This is a genomic window from Collinsella sp. CLA-ER-H8 (assembly GCF_040092335.1).
Taxonomy (GTDB): Bacteria; Actinomycetota; Coriobacteriia; order Coriobacteriales; family Coriobacteriaceae; genus Collinsella.
This window is the reverse complement of record NZ_JBBNLU010000006.1, coordinates 94881-113209: the sequence shown is the minus strand read 5'-3', so window position 1 is coordinate 113209 and position 18329 is coordinate 94881. Positions and strand designations below refer to the sequence as shown.

At 58.5% G+C, this 18329-nt stretch carries 17 protein-coding genes and 4 tRNA genes; 19 read left to right on the top strand and 2 right to left on the bottom strand.

What is annotated here, in order from left to right; all coding sequences use genetic code 11:
• Positions 1-243 precede the first annotated feature (243 nt).
• The 3 genes from AAAX72_RS05555 to proC all read left to right on the top strand — a co-directional run bounded on the left by AAAX72_RS05555 (position 244) and on the right by proC (position 2503).
• Positions 244-1182 carry an SPFH domain-containing protein gene (locus AAAX72_RS05555; protein WP_349129448.1) on the top strand — a complete coding sequence of 313 codons (939 nt, stop codon included), beginning with the start codon at positions 244-246 and terminating at the stop codon, positions 1180-1182.
• A gap of 6 nt (positions 1183-1188) precedes the next feature.
• Complete coding sequence (rlmH, locus tag AAAX72_RS05550; RefSeq protein WP_349129446.1) at positions 1189-1659, top strand: 23S rRNA (pseudouridine(1915)-N(3))-methyltransferase RlmH; 471 nt, start codon at positions 1189-1191, stop codon at positions 1657-1659.
• A 73-nt stretch (positions 1660-1732) separates the two neighbouring features.
• Positions 1733-2503 (top strand): pyrroline-5-carboxylate reductase, encoded by a 771-nt coding sequence (gene proC, locus AAAX72_RS05545; protein WP_349129444.1) that lies wholly within the window; start codon positions 1733-1735, stop codon positions 2501-2503.
• Between the two features lie 158 nt (positions 2504-2661).
• On the opposite strand, the gene AAAX72_RS05540 is transcribed toward proC, so the two are convergent.
• Entirely contained in the window at positions 2662-2835 is a 174-nt protein-coding gene (locus AAAX72_RS05540; RefSeq protein ID WP_006235069.1) for a DUF6724 family protein, read from the bottom strand.
• Between the two features lie 111 nt (positions 2836-2946).
• Here AAAX72_RS05540 and serS point away from each other — a divergent pair, with 111 nt between their 5' ends.
• The 7 genes from serS to AAAX72_RS05505 all read left to right on the top strand — a co-directional run bounded on the left by serS (position 2947) and on the right by AAAX72_RS05505 (position 8601).
• Entirely contained in the window at positions 2947-4230 is a 1284-nt protein-coding gene (gene serS / locus AAAX72_RS05535) for a serine--tRNA ligase (RefSeq protein ID WP_040359108.1), read from the top strand.
• Between the two features lie 173 nt (positions 4231-4403).
• Positions 4404-4781 (top strand): hypothetical protein, encoded by a 378-nt coding sequence (locus tag AAAX72_RS05530; RefSeq protein WP_349129443.1) that lies wholly within the window; start codon positions 4404-4406, stop codon positions 4779-4781.
• 77 nt (positions 4782-4858) lie between these two features.
• Positions 4859-4935 (top strand) — tRNA-Arg (locus tag AAAX72_RS05525).
• A 354-nt stretch (positions 4936-5289) separates the two neighbouring features.
• Positions 5290-5366, top strand: a tRNA-Arg gene (locus AAAX72_RS05520).
• Positions 5367-5524: 158 nt separating this feature from the next.
• Positions 5525-5601: transfer RNA gene (locus tag AAAX72_RS05515), tRNA-Arg, on the top strand.
• 375 nt (positions 5602-5976) lie between these two features.
• Positions 5977-8418, top strand: coding sequence for a hypothetical protein (locus AAAX72_RS05510; protein WP_349129441.1), 2442 nt, complete (start codon positions 5977-5979; stop codon positions 8416-8418).
• Between the two features lie 92 nt (positions 8419-8510).
• A tRNA-Ser gene (locus AAAX72_RS05505) sits at positions 8511-8601 on the top strand.
• Between the two features lie 132 nt (positions 8602-8733).
• Here AAAX72_RS05505 and AAAX72_RS05500 read toward each other — a convergent pair.
• Positions 8734-10074: a D-alanyl-D-alanine carboxypeptidase family protein gene (locus tag AAAX72_RS05500; RefSeq protein ID WP_349129439.1), complete on the bottom strand. Its 1341-nt coding sequence runs from the start codon at positions 10072-10074 to the stop codon at positions 8734-8736.
• 197 nt (positions 10075-10271) lie between these two features.
• Here AAAX72_RS05500 and AAAX72_RS05495 point away from each other — a divergent pair, with 197 nt between their 5' ends.
• The 9 genes from AAAX72_RS05495 to AAAX72_RS05455 all read left to right on the top strand — a co-directional run bounded on the left by AAAX72_RS05495 (position 10272) and on the right by AAAX72_RS05455 (position 18229).
• The gene (locus tag AAAX72_RS05495) at positions 10272-10967 is read left to right on the top strand and encodes a response regulator transcription factor (RefSeq protein WP_349129438.1); all 696 of its coding nucleotides are present in this window, start codon (positions 10272-10274) and stop codon (positions 10965-10967) included.
• Positions 10968-10993: 26 nt separating this feature from the next.
• Positions 10994-12232, top strand: a complete 1239-nt coding sequence (locus AAAX72_RS05490; protein WP_349129437.1) for an ATP-binding protein — start codon at positions 10994-10996, stop codon at positions 12230-12232.
• 103 nt (positions 12233-12335) lie between these two features.
• Positions 12336-13211, top strand: a complete 876-nt coding sequence (gene pstB, locus AAAX72_RS05485) for a phosphate ABC transporter ATP-binding protein PstB (protein WP_192919568.1) — start codon at positions 12336-12338, stop codon at positions 13209-13211.
• A 64-nt stretch (positions 13212-13275) separates the two neighbouring features.
• Positions 13276-14004 (top strand): response regulator transcription factor, encoded by a 729-nt coding sequence (locus AAAX72_RS05480; RefSeq protein ID WP_089572665.1) that lies wholly within the window; start codon positions 13276-13278, stop codon positions 14002-14004.
• Between the two features lie 3 nt (positions 14005-14007).
• Positions 14008-15432 carry an ATP-binding protein gene (locus tag AAAX72_RS05475; protein ID WP_349129435.1) on the top strand — a complete coding sequence of 475 codons (1425 nt, stop codon included), beginning with the start codon at positions 14008-14010 and terminating at the stop codon, positions 15430-15432.
• Between the two features lie 195 nt (positions 15433-15627).
• Positions 15628-16284 (top strand): Wzz/FepE/Etk N-terminal domain-containing protein, encoded by a 657-nt coding sequence (locus tag AAAX72_RS05470; protein WP_349091124.1) that lies wholly within the window; start codon positions 15628-15630, stop codon positions 16282-16284.
• A gap of 2 nt (positions 16285-16286) precedes the next feature.
• Positions 16287-17024: a CpsD/CapB family tyrosine-protein kinase gene (locus tag AAAX72_RS05465; RefSeq protein WP_349129434.1), complete on the top strand. Its 738-nt coding sequence runs from the start codon at positions 16287-16289 to the stop codon at positions 17022-17024.
• 17 nt (positions 17025-17041) lie between these two features.
• Positions 17042-17689: a CpsB/CapC family capsule biosynthesis tyrosine phosphatase gene (locus AAAX72_RS05460; protein ID WP_271759178.1), complete on the top strand. Its 648-nt coding sequence runs from the start codon at positions 17042-17044 to the stop codon at positions 17687-17689.
• Between the two features lie 39 nt (positions 17690-17728).
• Positions 17729-18229 carry a GNAT family N-acetyltransferase gene (locus AAAX72_RS05455; protein WP_349129432.1) on the top strand — a complete coding sequence of 167 codons (501 nt, stop codon included), beginning with the start codon at positions 17729-17731 and terminating at the stop codon, positions 18227-18229.
• Positions 18230-18329: the final 100 nt, after the last annotated feature.

Sequence of the window (18329 nt, the reverse complement as noted above, 5' to 3'; positions counted from 1 at the left end):
CCCATCACAGGGACTTGAACCTGCGAAGGAGCGAGCGTAAAGAAAACGCGGAGCGTTTTTAGCGAGCTGGCGAGGACGCCGGCAGGCGGCCGAAGCCGGTGCGGATCCGCGAAGCGGATACGCGGACGTCCTTTCGCCCGCACCATTAAATGAAAGAGCTCCCAGCAATGGGAGCTTTTTGTTATGCACGATCTCCTTGGACGGGTATCCTAATGCCAACGTGTGCCTATCAGAGGAGAGACCATGCTGTTTTCCGGTATCATCGCCGTCCTTACCAGCCTTTTGATTCCCATCATCATTCTGTTGCTGCTGCTTCCCAGCGCCTGCTATGTCGTTGAACAGCAGCATGCCGTGATCATCGAGCGTCTGGGCAAGTTTAACCGCATCGTCAACGCGGGCTTCCACATGAAGGTGCCCGTGATCGACCGCAAGGCTGCCACGGTGAGTCTGCGAACCATGAAAAACGGTTTTGGCATCGACGTTAAGACCCAGGACAACGTGACCATCGGCCTTGAGGTCTCTGCTCAGTACCACGTGAGCTATGACATGGGCGCCGGCCCGGCAGATTCGGGCATCTACAAGAGCTACTATATGCTGCAGGAGCCCGTCGACCAGATGCGTGACTTCATCACCGACGCCCTGCGCTCTTCGATTCCCGTCTACACACTCGATGAGGTCTTTGCCAAGAAGGACGACATCGCCAAGGATGTCAACGCTACCGTTTCCGAGCAGATGGCCGCCTACGGCTTCACCCTCGTGTCGACGCTCATCACCAAAATCGCACTGCCGACCGAGGTTGAGAACTCCATGAACGACATCAACGCCGCCCAGCGCAAGCGCGCTGCGGCACAGGAGCTCGCTGAGGCAGACCGCATCAAGCGCGTCACCGAGGCGACCGCCGAGGCTGAGGCTATGGAAAAGGCGGGCGAGGGCATCGCCAACCAGCGCAAGGCCATCGCGCTGGGTATCAAAGATTCGCTCGAGATCATCCAGGAGACGGGTGTCGGCAATGACGAGGCCAACCAACTGTTCATGTTTACGCAGTGGTCCGAGATGATGACGGAGTTCGCTCGCACGGGTAAAACCTCGACGGTCGTGCTGCCGAGCGACTTTTCGCAGTCGGCCTCGATGTTCGAGCAGATGCTGGCCGCCGGCAAAGTTCAAAACGATTCGAAGGAGTAGACGCGCGTGAAATACACCGTCGTTTGCGTCGGTAAGCTCAAGGAGCGCTTTTGGAAGGACGCGTGCGCTGAGTACGCCAAGCGCCTAGGTGCCTATGCCAAGGTTGATATCCGCGAGGTGGCCGATATCGACCCGGCTAAGGCGGGCGGCGTGGATGCCGCGCGCGACAAGGAGGGGGCGGCGATTCTTGCTGCCTTGCCGTCTCGAGCGCATGTGATCCTGCTGGCCATTGAGGGCAAAGAGCGCTCGAGCGAGGAGTTTTCGGTGCGGCTCGATGATCTTATGCTGCGTGGTAACAGCGACATCGCCTTTGTGATTGGCGGATCGGACGGCGTGAGCGATGACGTGCGCGCCCGCGCCGACGAGATGCTCAGCTTTGGACGCATTACCTTGCCGCATAACCTGGCGCGCGTGGTGCTGCTGGAGCAAATCTACCGCGCCTGCAAGATCAGTCGTGGCGAGCCGTATCACAAATAGGTCGGCAATACGAAACAATGGCGTGGGACAACACCTTTCGTTTTGAGGAATGTGTCTGGAAGGACTATGAGATATGAAGATTGGATTTGTCGGTTTTGGCAATATGGCGAGCGCTATGGCCGATGGCTGGATCGCTGCCGGTGTAGCTGTGAGCGACATGTGCGCCTGCGCGGGTCGCTACGACGCACTGGTTGAGCGCTGCGAGGCGCGCGGCATGGTCGCCTGTCACGATGCCGCCGAGGTTGTCGCCGCATCCGATATCGTGGTCGCTGCGGTCAAACCGTACATGATCGAGAAGGTATTCGCCCCGCTCAAGGACATTCTTGCCGACAAGGTCGTTCTGTCGGTTGCCTGGACTTGGGACAGTGCCAAGTGGGAGCAGGTCCTGCCGGGCGTCGCGCACATCTCGACGGTGCCCAACACACCGGTTTCGGTGGGCGAGGGCGTCATCGCCTGCGAGAAGGCTTCCACGCTTAGTGATGAGCAGAGCGCAGTGGTGCTTGATCTGCTTGGCAAGCTCGGTGCGGTGGTCGAGCTCGATACGAGCCTGCTGTTCGTGGGCGGCACGGTGGGTGGTTGCGCTCCGGCATTTGTCGCTATGGCAATCGAGGCCCTGGGCGATGCAGCGGTCAAGCACGGTATCCCGCGTGCCGATGCCTATCGCATTGTGAGCCAGATGGTGCTGGGTACGGCAAAGCTGCAGCTTGCAACTGGCCAGCATCCTGCGGCGATGAAGGATGCCGTATGCTCGCCCGGTGGTGCTACCATCAAGGGCGTCGTTGCGCTCGAGGACGCCGGCATGCGCAGCGCCCTGGTCAAGGCAATCGACGCAACTCTCCAGTAAAACCGACCAAAAAAAGACAGGTTTATTTTTGGCAGGTATTTTCTGCGGTTTTGTCCTTTTAGCGAAAAGCGCCCCGCAACTGGCTCAATTCCAGTTGCGGGGCGCTTGCGTTTGCCCAGATAAAACCGACCAAAATAAACCTGTCCCTTTTTGGCAGGTTAGTCCCAGAAGCTGTCTTCCTCATCCTCGGACTTGGGTCCGCGGTCGACGTACATCTTATGGGTACGCTTCTCCATTACAAAGGCAAGAATCGCAAATAACAGGATGCCGCCGGCGAAAAGGATGGCAAAACCGGTGCGGGTGCCAAACAAAAAGGAAAAAACTGCGTCCATTGGGTGCCTTCTTGCGTAGTTGAGTTGGGTCGTAAACGCTCATAAGTATATACTTGCCCATACATGTACAAGGTTGCAACCTAAATGGAATGTATATCGCCGGAGGATCTAATGCTTGATATCAAGTTTGTTCGCGAGAACCCCGATGCCATCGATGTCGCCATGGCTAACCGCCAGACGTCTTGGGATCGCGAGAAGTTCTTTGAGCTCGACGACGAGCGTCGTGCCGTCATCACCGAGGTCGAGGAGCTCCAGGCTACGCGCAATGCCGAGTCCAAGAAAATCGGCGCCCTGATGAAGGAGGGCAAGAAGGACGAGGCCGAGGCCGCCAAGGAGGCCGTGCGCGCCGTCAACGAGAAGATTGACGGTCTGGCCGAGCGTCGTACCGCCCTCGAGCAGGAGCAGTACGACTTCATGGCTCACCTGCCCAACATTCCTTGCGAGGCCACGCCGTACGGCAAGGACGAGGACGAGAATATCGAGCGTCGCCGCTGGGGCACCCCGCGCGAGTTCGACTTCGACTTTAAGCCGCACTGGGATCTGGGCACCGATCTGGACATCCTCGACTTCGAGCGTGGCAACAAGCTCTCCGGCAGCCGCTTCACCGTTCTCGGTGGCGCCGGCGCCCGTCTGGAGCGCGCCCTTATCAACTTCTTCCTCGATACGCACACCAGCCGTGGTTTTAAGGAGTGGTGGCCGCCCATCGTCGTCAAGCGTCAGACCATGTTTGGCACGGGTCAGCTGCCCAAGTTCGAGGACGACGCCTATCACGTCTCGGGTGACAACTTCCTGATCCCCACCGCCGAGGTCGTGCTCACCAACCTACACGCCGGCGAGGTCCTCGACGCCGACACCCTGCCGCGCCGCTACACCGCCTTCACCCCCTGCTTCCGCGAGGAGGCAGGTTCCGCCGGTCGCGACACCCGCGGCATCATCCGTCAGCACGAGTTCGACAAGGTCGAGATGGTCAAGTTCGCTAAGCCGGAGGAGTCCGACGAGGAGCTCGAGAGCATGACCGCCGAGGCCGAGTACCTGCTGCAGCAGCTGGGCCTTCCGTATCGCGTGATTAGCCTGTGCACCGGCGACTTGGGCTTCTCTGCCCGTCAGACCTACGACGTCGAGGTCTGGCTGCCGAGCTACAACGCCTACAAGGAGATCAGCTCCTGCTCCAACTGCGGCGACTTCCAGGCCCGCCGCGCCAACATCAAGTACCGCGACCCCGAGAACTTCAAGGGCTCGCGTTACCTGCACACCCTTAACGGTTCCGGCCTGCCGGCTGGTCGTACCATGGCTGCCATTCTGGAGAACTACCAGAACGCCGACGGTACCATCACGATTCCCGAGGTCCTGCGTCCCTACATGGGCGGCCTCGAGAAGATTGAGCCGGTCGCGTAACTTGGCTGCATAGGGGATATGCAAGGGCGCTCCTTCGGGGGCGCCCTATTTCGTGCGCAGGTCCATACCATGCCGTGCGGACAGCTCAATAGAAAACACACGAACAAATGTTCTGTATACAGCCATCTACCTGCTATGCTTTTGCTAAATAAGAGCGAGAGAAAGGGGACGCGATGGAGCTGTTTGATGATCGGGTGGTTTTGTTTGAGAGCGACGAGGGCGGGGAGTACCTGCTTGTAACGTGTGAGCTGTCTGGCATGGGTGGCCTGGTGGTTCGGCAGACGAGTGAGGGTCCGTTGACCCAATGGTGCTTTGAGGAGTCGCCGCATGTGGTCGAGACCTTTGTGACGCACGAGGGGCTTGTGGCGCTGGAGCACTTCTATGGAGTTGGGACTTCCAACCAGGTCGCGCGCATGCTGAGCATCTCGTTTGCCGATTATGACTGTGCCCAGCGGGTGAGATCACTCCTGAGGGAACTTGATGCCAAGTTCGACGTGATCGAAAAGCCAATCGATCGTACGGGGAACAGCGGTATATGCGGAGCAGCATGACAAAACTGCGTTCTACAAAAAAGTTTGAGATTGTGCTTGACTCCAATAAGCTAAAGTGGTTTTATATGTCTTGCGCTGCGGCGTTACCTCAGCTGGATAGAGGGTCTGACTACGAATCAGAACGTCATAGGTTCGAATCCTATACGCCGCACCAATTAAAATCGAAAGCCTCCGGCAACGGGGGCTTTTCTTTTACGCCGGCACCGCATGGATTCGAACCTCGGTCGAGGCGCGGGCGTCAAGAAAACGCGGAGCGTTTTTAGCCCGCGGGCGAGCGCGCCGGCAGGCGGGCGAAGCCGGTGCGGATCCGCGCAGCGGATGCGCGGAATCCTATACGCCGCACCAATTGAACTTGAAGCCTCCGGCAACGGGGGCTTTTCTTTTTCGGAAACCATGCATTGATTCGAACCTCGGTCGAGGCGCGAGCGTCTTAATCATCGCTTCGTAAAATTTTTCCAAATTGTCGCTTGACCCATCGAGGGGTCACGTGCATAATAATCCGTGCGTTGCGGCGTTACCTCAGCTGGATAGAGGGTCTGACTACGAATCAGAACGTCATAGGTTCGAATCCTATACGCCGCACCAACTGAACTTTAAAGCCTCCGGTAACGGAGGCTTTTCTTATATCGCGATGCGTCGAAGATAGCATCAAGTGGTCAAAATGAGTAAAAATCAAATTTGATAACTTTTTTCGAAAATTGCTTGACCTTTATTCAGTCGATGTGCATAATAATCAACAAGTCGCGGCGTTACCTCAGCTGGATAGAGGGTCTGACTACGAATCAGAACGTCATAGGTTCGAATCCTATACGCCGCACCATTTGAGATTAAAGCTCCCGGCAACGGGGGCTTTTCTTTTACGTAAGCACTGCATGGATTCGAACCTCGGTCGAGGCGCGGGCGTAAAGAAAACGCGGAGCGTTTTTAGCCCGCGGGCGAGCGCGCCGGCAGGCGGGCGAAGCCGGTGCGGATCCGCGCAGCGGATGCGCGGAATCCTATACGCCGCACCATTTGAGATTAAAGCTCCCGGCAACGGGGGCTTTTCTTTTACGTAAGCACTGCATGGATTCGAACCTCGGTCGAGGCGCGGGCGTGAAGCGGACTATTTCTAATCGACTCGTGTAAGATTCCGAGTAGGTGTCGCGGCCCATCCGCGACCACTCCTTCTTCAAGCGACCGATCAGGGTGATATTTCGTGGCAGAGCGTCCGACATACAAGCTCAGGTTTCTCGATCCCAAGAAGCGCTTTCCGGCGATGCCCGAGCAGCCTACGGGACGCTCATATGGCGTGGTCTGGAAACTCTTTGGCGAGGATCAGCACGAATCTTGTTATGTCGTCGAATTCGTTGGCAAAAGTCATGTGTCGCTTTTGGGCTACGTAAGCGTTTCGGGTGAGGTGTACAAGGTGGACCGCCCCGTTAGCGAGGCTCCGCTGCCCAACGATCCCGACATGGAACTGGTCCTTGACGAGTCGGATTCCAGTATTGGTGAGATTATGGTAAGGGAAGCCAGCGGTGCAATGCGCACGTGCGCGCGAACCGTCGGCTCTCCCGAAGGCCCCATGCGCGAGCAGTCCGATCACGATACATGGAATTCGACCCGCTCCCTTCCTTACGGCGAGTTCATGGCATCGATGTTCCTGCGCTACGTGATATTTGCCAACTCCGAAAGCGCTGTTGCGAACACGGCGGACGCCGACGGTCTCGATGCGGACATGCAAAACGTTGTCGACAAGATTAAGCTCGTAAAGTTGCCCGAGCCGGTCGAGGTGTTTTTGGGCTTTAACACGGCACCGCTACCTGACGCTATCGAGACGCTGCTCTACCGTGTCGACCATGCCGAGAATCCGAGCGGTATCGAGCGTTATGCGGCCGCCCTTATGAGCGAGGTCGACTTGCCCCGACTGCGCACCATCGCCGCCAAGTCCGAGATGAGCCTGGCTCGCATCGATCGCTCAAAGCTTTTCTATCTCAATTTTGATCGTAGCCTGCTGGACCAGGACGAGATTGACATGCTGCTTGCCATCGAGTGCCGTCTCAACCGCCTCTCCGGCATCCTTGAGCGCATCGGGGCCGGATTGGTCCCTTCGGCATCCTCGCCGAGCCTTGAGGGCTGCGCGCTCTTTGATTCGTGGCATATCGCCAAGACGACCAACGATGTTCCCCGACTGCTCGATACGGCCTCGAGCGATAACCCGTGGGGCAAACCGGGTACGGTGGCTTGCCAGCCGGGCGGTGAGTGGGATGTGCGTACCCGCTTCGCGCGTATTGTCGAGGCGCTTAACGTGGTCACACGGCTCGACTATACCTATCGGGCAAACGTTGCCGAGGGGATTATGCTCGTTCGGTTTGGGCGGTCTGTCGTTGATGCCATGCCGCAACGTGAATACGACGCTCAGGATGACGCCTGGCGCGAGCTGGACGAGGACATGCGCGCGATCTGGGCCGCGGAGCACGATGCGCGCGTGGCACTTACGCTTGCGGCAGCGTGTTTTGCCGCGGGCACCTGCATCACGCGCTGCTATGTGCAGATTGCTGCTCCCGACAGTGAGCAGGGCGAGCGCGTTGTCGCAACGTATTTCTTTGGGCGCGCGGCCTATCTGGCCGATTGCGTGCCTGTCGCCAAGGATCTTGAGAGCATGGACATGGACGATATGCCGTGCAAGCGTGTGCTTGAGGCGTATGAGTCAACCGCTCCGGAGACGATTGAGCCTGCGGAGGTTCATGCTCGTCCGCGTGATGACCATCGCACACTGCCGCCGGCGCTGCGCGATCTGCTGCTTGCCGATACGGCTGACGAGTTGGAGGTCATGGAAGAGGACGACGACCCATACGTGGCCCGCGTTGTTGAATTGCGCGAGCAGGCAAAAGTCGACCGTACAGGTGCCTTTGAAGGCTTTTCCCGTCTTGTCGAGGAGTTGGAGGCTAAGTGCGCCGTCGCCGAGCTTTTGGCGACAGGTCCGGTTCAAACGCAGTTTTGCGATAACCAGCTGGTACGCATGGTGCTACCGGTGTTGGAAGAAGACCGCTCTGTGCGAATCCTTCGTGCGCCCGATGCGCTGTACTTTGCCCAGCACGAGATCTGCAGCTTTTACGCCGAGCAAGAGGACTTTGAACGAGCACTGCCCGAGGTGCGCCATCTTTACGATCTGGCACGCTCGTCCATGCAATCGCACTTTGCGCTCATCAACGTGCTTGCGCGTCTGGAGCGCTTTGACGAGATTATCGAGGTGGCGCGCCACGGCCTACGTATTGCCAGCGATCGTTCTGCAATCGGCTACCTGTTCTATCGCTTGGCGTTTGCCTATTGGAATTGCGATCAGCTCGACCTGGCGCTGGCTTGTTACCGTCTGGTGCCGCGCGGCGAGGAGTCGGGCAGTAGCGCGCTGGAAGAAATGCAGGGCCTTATGAATGAGATGGGCGTCAGCGAGCCTCCGACGTTCGAGGAGGCGGTCGAGACCATCCGTAAGGCTGGACTCGAGCTGCCGCCAGTGTCCGCCGTGACGAATCAGCTGGCAGATGCCGCTGTGCAACTGGTCGACAACGGCTTCTTTTTCCTGGCACGCGGTTGCATCTTCCAAATGTGGCGCACCATGGGCAACGACGAGCTCGGCTCCCTCAACCGCTCGCTGGGGTAGGCGAAGCCTCCAAGGAGGAAAGGATGCTAGGCAATTAGAAAATTTCCTCTTGCCCATCCTTGGCTGTTTGGTTACTATAGAACGGCTGTTACGGAGAGCTGACCGAGAGGCCGAAGGTGCTCGCCTGCTAAGCGAGTATGCCCCAAAAGGGCATCTGGGGTTCGAATCCCCAGCTCTCCGCCAGTTTAACTTTAAAGAAGGGTCCCATCGGGGGCCCTTTTTTATTATTGAGAAAGGGCGCTGGGGATTCGAACCCTCAAAAAATGAGGCGCCCCGTTGGACGCCTCATTTCAGCGAGTGTATTGTTCTTCGATCTTACATCTCGGGTGCCTTGGCGACGGTCTCGCTTTCTGCCGTGAGTGGGCGGTTGTCGATGCGGCGGCCCAGGCGGTCGAGCTTCACAAGCAGCCACTCAATGGGATTCGGCCCTGCGCCTTCCTCGTCGGCAACCAGGTCCATGACGGCGATCTTGGTGCCGTCCTGCTTGAGCGTAACGCTGCCCACCTTGTCGCCCACATGCACCGTGCCCGAAAGATCGTCGTAGCTAACCTTTTCGGTCACCTCGCCGGCAAGGGAAAACACGGTCGCTTGCGCCGTAGGATCGGCGAGCGTGGCGTCGATCGTCTTATCCGTCCAGTCGGTCTGGCTAATGCGCGCGATGAGCGGATTGCCGTTGGCGGTCTTTTCCTGCGTGTTGGCGATCGCGACCGCCGCCTTGTGACCGTAGTACCAATTGGCAAGGGTTGCGGTATCGGTAAAGCGCTGGTCGGTGGTGGTGGAGTTCAAAACGACGGTGTAGATCTCGTCGCCATCGCGGTTGTAGGCACCCGTAAAGCAATAGCCTGCATCGTCGGTGGTGCCAGTCTTGCCACCGATGTTGCCATCTTGGCCCAGCAAATAGTTATGCGTGTCCATGGAATGCGAATGGTCGGCGCCGTCGGCGCCCGTGACCTCGATCCAGGAATTCTCGCTCGCTACGACCTCGCGGATCGTGTCGTTTTTCATGGCCTCCTGCATCATCAGCGCTACGTCGTGTGCGGTTGAGTGCATATTGCCAGCCCACTCATCAAAGTCCAGACCATGCGGGTTTTCAAAAAGCGTACCGGTACAGCCGAGCTTCTTAGCGCGCTCGTTCATGGCCTTCACAAAGGTGGCCTCGGCGTCTTTGGTCTTAGGGTCGATCTTCTTGCCCACATATTCGGCGAGCACGATGGCGGCGTCGTTGCCCGAGGGAATCATCAGGCCGCGCAGCGCCTGCTCCACGGTAAGCTCGTCGCCTTCGAGCAAGCCGGCGGTCGAATTACCCACGGTGGCTGCGGCGTTGCTCACCGTGACCTTCTCGTCCATCTTGCAATTCTCGACGGTTAGGATTGCGGTCATGACCTTGGTGATCGAGGCAATTTTGACCTGCTCATCGGCGTCGCGGGCATAGTAGACGGTGCCGTCTTTGCCCATGACGAGGGCATTGGTCGCATCGATATCGGGCAGGTTTTCGGCCGTGATGCCGCGCGCATCGGCGGTTTTGCCGCAAACATTGTCGGTCGTGAGCACTTGGGCGCCGGCGACGGTGGGCGCGCCAGCGGCAAGGGCGATAGCGCAGACAAAGCCGGCGGCAAGCTGGGCTGAGCGCTTTGCAAAAGAGGTGAGGGACTTCACGGATTTCGCTTTCGACGGGATGGTCTCTTCTGGAACTAGAGTATATCGTTTGCCGGCGTCGGCGATCATCGCGTGCGTGCGTGGCCCACATCCGCGCCCGAACGGGCGCAAGGGTGCTTAAGGCCGACTTAATCACCCACGCTTGTTGTGTGTGACGGGCGCCCCCTCGGGCATAATGGAGCGCGAGAGGAGCACGCATGAACGAGCGCATTTTGGTAGTTGATGACGAGAAGGCCATCGCCGACTTGGTTGGTATCTACCTTACAAAAGAGGGCTTTGATGTCCAGATTGCCTATAGCGGGGCCGATGCCGCCAAGGCAATCTTGGAGCAGGAGTTCGATCTGGCGCTGCTAGATGTCATGCTGCCCGATATCGATGGGTTTGAGCTGCTGCGTACAATCCGTTCCAGCCATACCTATCCCGTGATCATGCTGACGGCGCGCGATGCCCAGCAAGACAAGATCGAGGGCCTTTCGCTTGGCGCGGACGATTACGTGGTTAAGCCGTTCCGTCCGCTGGAGCTCATCGCGCGCGTGCACGCTCAGCTTCGCCGCTACACCAGCTACGGTAGCCGTGCACAGACGGCCGAGTCGCCGACCATTCAGCTCGACGGCCTGGAGATCAACCGCGATGCTCGTTCCGTAACGGTGGACGGTTCACCGGTACGCCTCACACCCACCGAGTATTCAATCTTGCTGTATCTGGTCGAGCATCGCGGCAGCGTGGTGGCCGTGGAGGACCTGTTCCGCGCGGTGTGGAACGAGGACTTTATGCCCGGCTCCAACAATACGGTGATGGTGCACATTCGCCATTTGCGCGAAAAGATCGGCGACGACGCACAAAAGCCGCGCTTTATCAAAAACGTCTGGGGCGTCGGCTACATCATCGAATAACGCTTTTCGCTTGTGAGGATCTTGATATGACAAAAGACGATAGGCAAGCGTTCGAGGTGCCCGATCGACTCTTTGAATACGTGAGGTCAGTCGTCGACAACCGCGCGCTTGCAACGGTGCTGCTCTTTTTGCTGAGCCTGCTGCTGATTGGCATCGATAACATCGCTGGAATCTTGGCGGTGCTGCTTGTCGGCTTTTTGCTGATCGATCGATTTGAGATCGTGCGCCGCTGCATGGTGATTGGCGGCGCCGCGTGGGCCATGACGTTGGCGATTGGCGCCATGGCGCTCGGCGGCATTGAAGGGCCGGTGCTGTTCGATGCCGGCTTTGTATTCAGCATGCTTGGCTTTGTGCTGGCGCTTGCCGTGTGCGTGCTGTTCTTGTGCGGCCGCGCCCTGTACTACCAGGGCTACGAACAGGGCGAGCAGCATGCCGATTGTGTGCTGGCCGCTCGTATTCAAGATCGCCTGATCGATCACCCCGACACCTGGGACAACATTGACGGCGACTTCTTGGAGGTCGAGGGCGCCCTTAACCGCGTGCGTGATCGTGAGCGCAAGGTGCAGCAAGCTCTGCGTGACGAGTCGCATCGCAAGGACGATCTGGTCACGTACTTGGCACATGACCTACGCACCCCGCTTGCCAGTGTGGTGGGCTATCTTTCGCTGCTGCAAGAGGCTCCTGAGCTGCCGGTTGAGCAACGTGCGCACTTTACGGGCGTGGCTCTCGACAAGGCGCACCGGCTCGATGCACTCATCGAAGAGTTCTTCGATATCACGCGCTTTGACTTCCACGATATCGTGCTCACGCGCGGCTATGTTGATCTGGGGTTGCTGCTGGCTCAGGTGGCTGACGAGTTCTATCCCATCCTCAACGAGCAGCATAAGGAAGCCCAAGTTGATATTCGCGAGGACCTGACGGTGCTCGTGGATGGCGACAAGATGGCTCGCGTGTTCAACAACATCATGAAAAACGCCGTCGCCTATAGCTATGAGGGCTCGACTATCACGATCGAGGCCGGGCGCCAAGACGATGGCAGCGTGCGCGTGCGCTTTATCAATCAGGGCGATCCTATCCCTGCGGCTAAGCTCAAGGTGATCTTTGAGAAGTTCTATCGCCTGGATGCGGCGCGTGCGACCAATCGCGGCGGCGCTGGACTGGGGCTTGCCATCGCCAAGGAGATCATCGCGGCACACGGCGGTACCGTTGCATGTGAATCGACGCCCGAACACACGATATTCACCATCGAGCTGCCCGCCGCATAGCCAGCGTGCCCTTACAAACACTTGACAATGCGCTCACGTGCATATGAGCCGCGATTTCTACTATCGATACTGCTGAATTGATATCGATGTGGAGGTATGCGGTATGACGGCTGCTGCGGCTGTGGAGCCCACGGAGCTTGAAGAACTCATGAAAGCGCAGGCCGAGGCCGCGCACGAGCGCGAGGTTGGGGATGCGACTCGCCCCACGGCAGAGGATCTTGCCGCCTCGCCGACGCGCATCGACGTCGAGGGCCTCGACCTGTTCTATGGCGACCATCATGCGCTCAAGGACGTGAATATCAAGATCCGCGACAAGCAGATCACCTCGTTTATCGGGCCTTCGGGCTGCGGCAAGTCGACGCTCCTGCGCTGCTTTAACCGCATGAACGACGGCATCAAGGATTGCCGCATCGAGGGCAAGATTGCGCTCGATGGTCAAGATATCCTGGGCGATTACGACATCTGCCGTTTGCGCCAGCGCGTGGGCATGGTGTTCCAGCGCCCCAACCCGTTTCCCATGAGCATCTACGACAACGTCGCCTATGGGCCGCGCGGTATGGGTGTGCGCGATCGCGCCGTGCTCGACGAGCTGGTCGAAGACGCCCTGCGTCGCGCTGCCCTGTGGGACGAGGTCAAGGACAAGCTCAAGGAGTCGGGCCTGGGTCTTTCGGGTGGACAGCAGCAGCGCCTGTGCATCGCCCGCGCACTTGCCGTGCAGCCCGATATTCTGCTGATGGACGAGCCGACCTCGGCGCTCGACCCCGTATCGACGCTGGTGGTGGAGCAGCTGGCCTGCGAGCTCAGGGAGACCTGCACGCTGGTGGTCGTTACGCACAACATGCAGCAGGCCGCGCGTATTTCCGATTCGGTCGCGTTCTTTTTGCTGGGTGAGCTGGTGGAGCACGCGCCTACCGCGCAACTCTTCAAGAATCCGACTGATCCGCGCACGGCGGATTATTTGACGGGCCGTTTTGGCTGATACCATCTAGTATAGGCACCTTTAGGGTTAAGATGCGGTCATGTCGGCCGCAAAGGGGTTCAACATGATCTATTACGTCGAGGACGATGACAACATCAGGGATTTGACGGTCTATGCGCTGCGCAAGCAGGGAATCGAGGCCGAGGGCTTTTCGTGCGACGGCGAGTTTAAGGCCGCCGTGGCGCGACGGGTACCCGATGCTGTCCTGCTCGACATCATGCTGCCCGATACCGATGGCTTGGCGATTATGCGTCGCCTGCGTGCCGATCGCCTGACGGCGACGGTGCCCATCATGATGCTTACCGCCAAGGATACCGAGCTCGACAAGGTGATGGCGCTCGATGGCGGTGCCGACGATTACCTGACTAAACCCTTCTCGCTCATGGAGCTCGCCAGCCGCTGCCGCGCACTGCTGCGTCGCGGCGGCATGGTCAAGCAGGCAAGCGATGTGCTCAGCGTGGGCGACATTGTGCTCTCGCCCAGCCATCGCGAGGTGACCGTTGCCGGCGAGCCGCTTAAGCTCACCCTGCGCGAGTTCGACCTGCTCGAGTACCTCATGCGCAAGCCCGGCGTGGTCTTTACCCGCGAGTCGTTGCTGCAGAGCGTGTGGGGCTGGGACTTCGACGGCGGTTCGCGCACCGTTGACGTGCACGTGCAGACGCTTCGCCAAAAACTGGGCGAGCATGCCAGCGCCATCGAGACCGTGCGCGGCGTGGGCTACCGCTTGGCCGAGCCTTCTGCCGGTGATGGTGCCGAAGGTGACGACACCGCGGCCACTGCATCGGAGGAGTAACCCGTGGTCTTCGCCCCCCAGGGAAAACATACGCTGTCGCACCGCGTTTTTGTGACGATCTTTGTCTGCGCCATGGCGGTTATCGTGGCGTTTACGGTGCTGGGTGCGTTCTTTGTGCAAAACACCTTGGCGGATGCCACGAGTGCCAATCTGGCACAGGAAACCGAGCTCATTGCTGCCGCCCTCGACGAGCAGCAGGAGCTCATCCCGTTCTTGCGTAGCCTCGATCGCGAGGACTTGCGCATCACGCTGATTAACAAGGATGGATCGGTTGCCTACGACAACGAGGCGTCGCCTTCCACACTACCCAACCATGGCGATCGCCCCGAGGTCATCGAGGCCTTTGAGAATGGTTCGGGTTCCGCGGAGCGCGCAAGCTCTACGCTCGACGAGATTATGCTGTATCGCGCCGTCGCCCTTGATAACGGCCAGGTTGTCCGCTTGGCGCAGGCCCAGCCTGGCGTTGCGGCGATTTTGCTGTCGATGGTGGCGCCGATGCTGCTTATCGCAGCAGCGGGCGCGGTACTCTCGTTTTTTATGGCGCGCCGCGAGTCCCGTGCCATCATCGCGCCGTTGCAAGAGGTGGATTTGGACCACCCACGCCGTAGCTATGAGCACGCCTATGCCGAGATGGTCCCCATGCTTGAGCGTATCGAGTCGCAGCGCCAGGAACTCAAGCGCCAAATGGCGGTGCTGGCGGACAACGATCGTATGCGCCGCGAGTTCACGGCGAATATCACCCATGAGCTCAAGACGCCGCTTACGGCGATTTCGGGCTATGCCGAGCTCATCGCAAACGGCATGGTCGAGGGCGAGGACGACCTGCGCAACTTTGGCGGTCGCATCTATCGTGAGGCGGGCCGCTTGGCAGCGCTTGTCAACGACATCCTTACGCTGTCTAACTTGGACGAGGCCGAGCGTGCAACTGAGGGCGAGGCGGTGCCCATTGGGTCCACGGAGCCTATTGAGCTCTCGCGTGCCATCTGCGCGGTTGAGCAGCGTCTTGAACAGGTCGCCCGTCAGGCGAATGTGACGATAAGTCATGAGACCAAGCCTGTGGTCATCGAGGGCGTGTCGCGCTTGATTGACGAGCTCATCTATAATCTGGCAAGCAACGCCATCCGCTACAATCGACCCGGCGGTACGGTTACGCTGCAGTGCGGCACCAACGACGAAGGCCATCCGTTCCTTGCGGTCGCCGACACGGGAATCGGTATCGCGCCTGAAGAACAGGGCAAGGTATTTGAGCGGTTCTATCGCGTGGACAAGAGTAGGTCCAAGGCGCGCGGCGGAACCGGTCTGGGGCTTGCCATTGTCAAGCATGCGGCCCTGTATCATCACGCCACGCTCGATCTGTCGAGCGAGTTGGGCGTGGGAACCACCATTACGGTGACGTTTCCCATACAGCAGGACGAGCCATTCGCATAGCGATACAACATAGGTATTGATGTAGACGCCGCATTTGACTTTCGGGTGCGGCGTTGTTGTGCAATTTTACGATTGCTTCCGACATTTTTACAGGAGAGCCTGTTTCTTATGTATAGAGTTTGGTCTCGGTAAAAAGATGCGATAACATACGGACAGTTTTGTCAATCCGAACTGGGGAAATGAAAGGCAAGCTGCATGACCCTTCTCGAACTGTTCCAGCTGCTCAAAAAGCACCTCAAGCTGGTCATCACCCTTCCGGTGGTCTGTGCGATCGCCATGGGCATCGTGTCCTTCGTTGCGATGGACAACACCTACACCGCGACGACGAGCATGTACATTCTCGCCAAAACCGACGATAGCGGTCAGATGAGCTACAACGATCTCTCGGCGAGCCAGATGCTTTCCAACGATATCGCCACGCTGCTGGATAGCGATAGCGTTAAGAGCGGTGCTGCCAATGAGCTGGGCCTTGCTGACCTGGATGACTACAAGGTGTCTGTTTCCTCCGAGACCACCACGCGTGTCATTACGCTTTCGGTTACCGGCACCGATGCCAAGGAGACGGCTAAGGTCGCAAAGGCCATGGCCAGCTCGGTGAGTACGGTCGCTCAGAACGTCGGCGCTGCCCAGAGCATCAACGTTATCGACGAGGCTAAGACTCCCGAAGTCCCCAGCGGCCCCAAGCGCACGCTGTACGTTGCTGTCGCGTTCCTCGCCGGTATCTTTATCGCAGTTGCCTATGTCGTTTTGGCAGACATGCTCAATACCCGCATCCGCGGTGCCGAAGAGGCAGAAGAGCTCCTGGGCATTCCCGTTGTTGGCCGAATTCCGGCTATGAAAGGTGGTAAATAGGCATGACTAAGGCAAAGAACACCGATAAGCTCGTTGTACAGAATGCCGCCAAGACCCTTCTGGCCAACATCCGCTTTGCGAGCGTGGACGACCCCATTCGCACCATCACCGTTACCTCCTCGATTCCCAACGAGGGCAAGTCTACGGTTTCCATTAACCTTGCTCAGGCAATCGCCACGAGCGGCAAGTCCGTGCTCCTGGTCGAGGCCGATATGCGCCGCAGGTCCCTTTCCGATATGCTCGGCGTTCGTTCGCGCGGCGGACTCTATGCGGTCCTTTCCGAGCAGATCTCCATTGACCAGGCAATTGTCGAGACGGGTCAGAAGAACTTCTACTTCCTCGATGCCGAGCCACATATTCCCAATCCTGCCGATATCATCGTCTCTCACCGCTTTGCCAAGTTGGTAAAGGCACTGTCCGCCAAGTTCCAGTACGTCATCTTTGATGCTCCCCCGGTCGGCACCTTCATCGATGCTGCCGAGATTGCCAGCCTGACCGACGGTACGCTGTTCGTGGTGCGCGAGGACTTCACCAAGCGCGAGGAGGCACTCAACGCTATCGGCCAGCTTAAGAAGTCCGAGAAGGTCAAGCTCATCGGTACCGTCATGAACTACTGCGAGACCGAGACCAGCGAGTACTACTACTCCTACTACACCAAGGACGGTAAGAAGGTTAAGAAGGGCTCCGACGATCAGGGGACTTCCAAAAAGGGCATCTTCACCAACCGAGCAAACGTTTAGTTGATTAAGGCTGACCTATGCGTGACATTCATTGCCATATCTTGCCGGGTGTAGACGACGGCGCCGCCGATCTCGATGAGAGCTTGGCGATGCTTGAGGCTGCCAAGCGGGCCGGTGTAACCAGAATCGTTTGCACTCCTCACTGCCGTGATCCCTATTTTGATTACGACAAGATGTGGGATGCCTTTGAGCTGCTGCGTGATAACGCTGACGGTTTTCCGCTCCAGATGGGCTTCGAGGTCAACCATCGAAAGCTCGTTGAACTTGGTATCGATGCCGCGGAGCACTTGCATTTCGATGGAACCAACGAGTTTCTGCTCGAGCTTTCGACACATGCCGATGCGTATGCGTTTAGAGAGTACGAGAACACGATTTACGATTTGCAGTGCCGTGGCTACCAGGTGATCATCGCTCATCCTGAGCGCTATCGTGCGATTCAAAAGGATGTGAGCGTGGCTGAACGTCTGGTCGACCTGGGTTGCAAGCTGCAGGCTTCGGCGGACTTTATCGCAGGTGGACGATTCGGTCACGAAAAGAAGCCGGCGCAGCGCCTGTTTAAGCAAGGCCTGTACAGCTATATCGCGAGCGATGCCCACAACGTGGGCCACTACGATTGCCTAGCAAAAGCACGCGCGAAGTTTAGCGTGGGAGCTCATTTCCGCTAAAATTTTTCCCCAACGTTCGCATCGAATGAAGGGGCTGCTATGGATATCCAACTTAAGACGGGTTGCTTTGAGGACGCGGCGCTGGTGCGCCGCGTCGTTTTTATGGACGAACAGGGCTACGAAAACGAGTTTGACGCTATCGACGAGGCCCCAAGTTGCATCCACGTGACGCTTTATGTTGACGGCGAGCTCGCGGGCTGTTCGCGCGTGTTTCCCGAGGAACTCGAGCGTGTGGCCGACGCGGAGGCCCCGGTGTCGCCGGCGTGCGATATGGACGAAGGTGTCGCGGCGGGGGAGACATACATTATGGGCCGCGTTGCGGTGCTATCCTCAATGCGTCGCCGCGGTCTGGCGAGCAAGATTGTCGAGGCCAGCAATGCTGCTGCACGCGATGCTGGCGCCAAGCTCATAAAGCTGCATGCGCAGGAGTACGTGCTGCCGCTCTATGCCAAGGCCGGCTACACGCAGATCGCGCCGGTGGACTACGAAGACGAAGGTCAGCCCCACGCCTGGATGGCCAAGCGCATGGGCGACAGATAGGGACGTTCCTTTTCTGCCGGCAGTTGGGGACACTCCTCGGCAATCGACGCATGGGTGTTCCAACATACAGTTTTTCGATTCCGTATGTATATATGCGCGC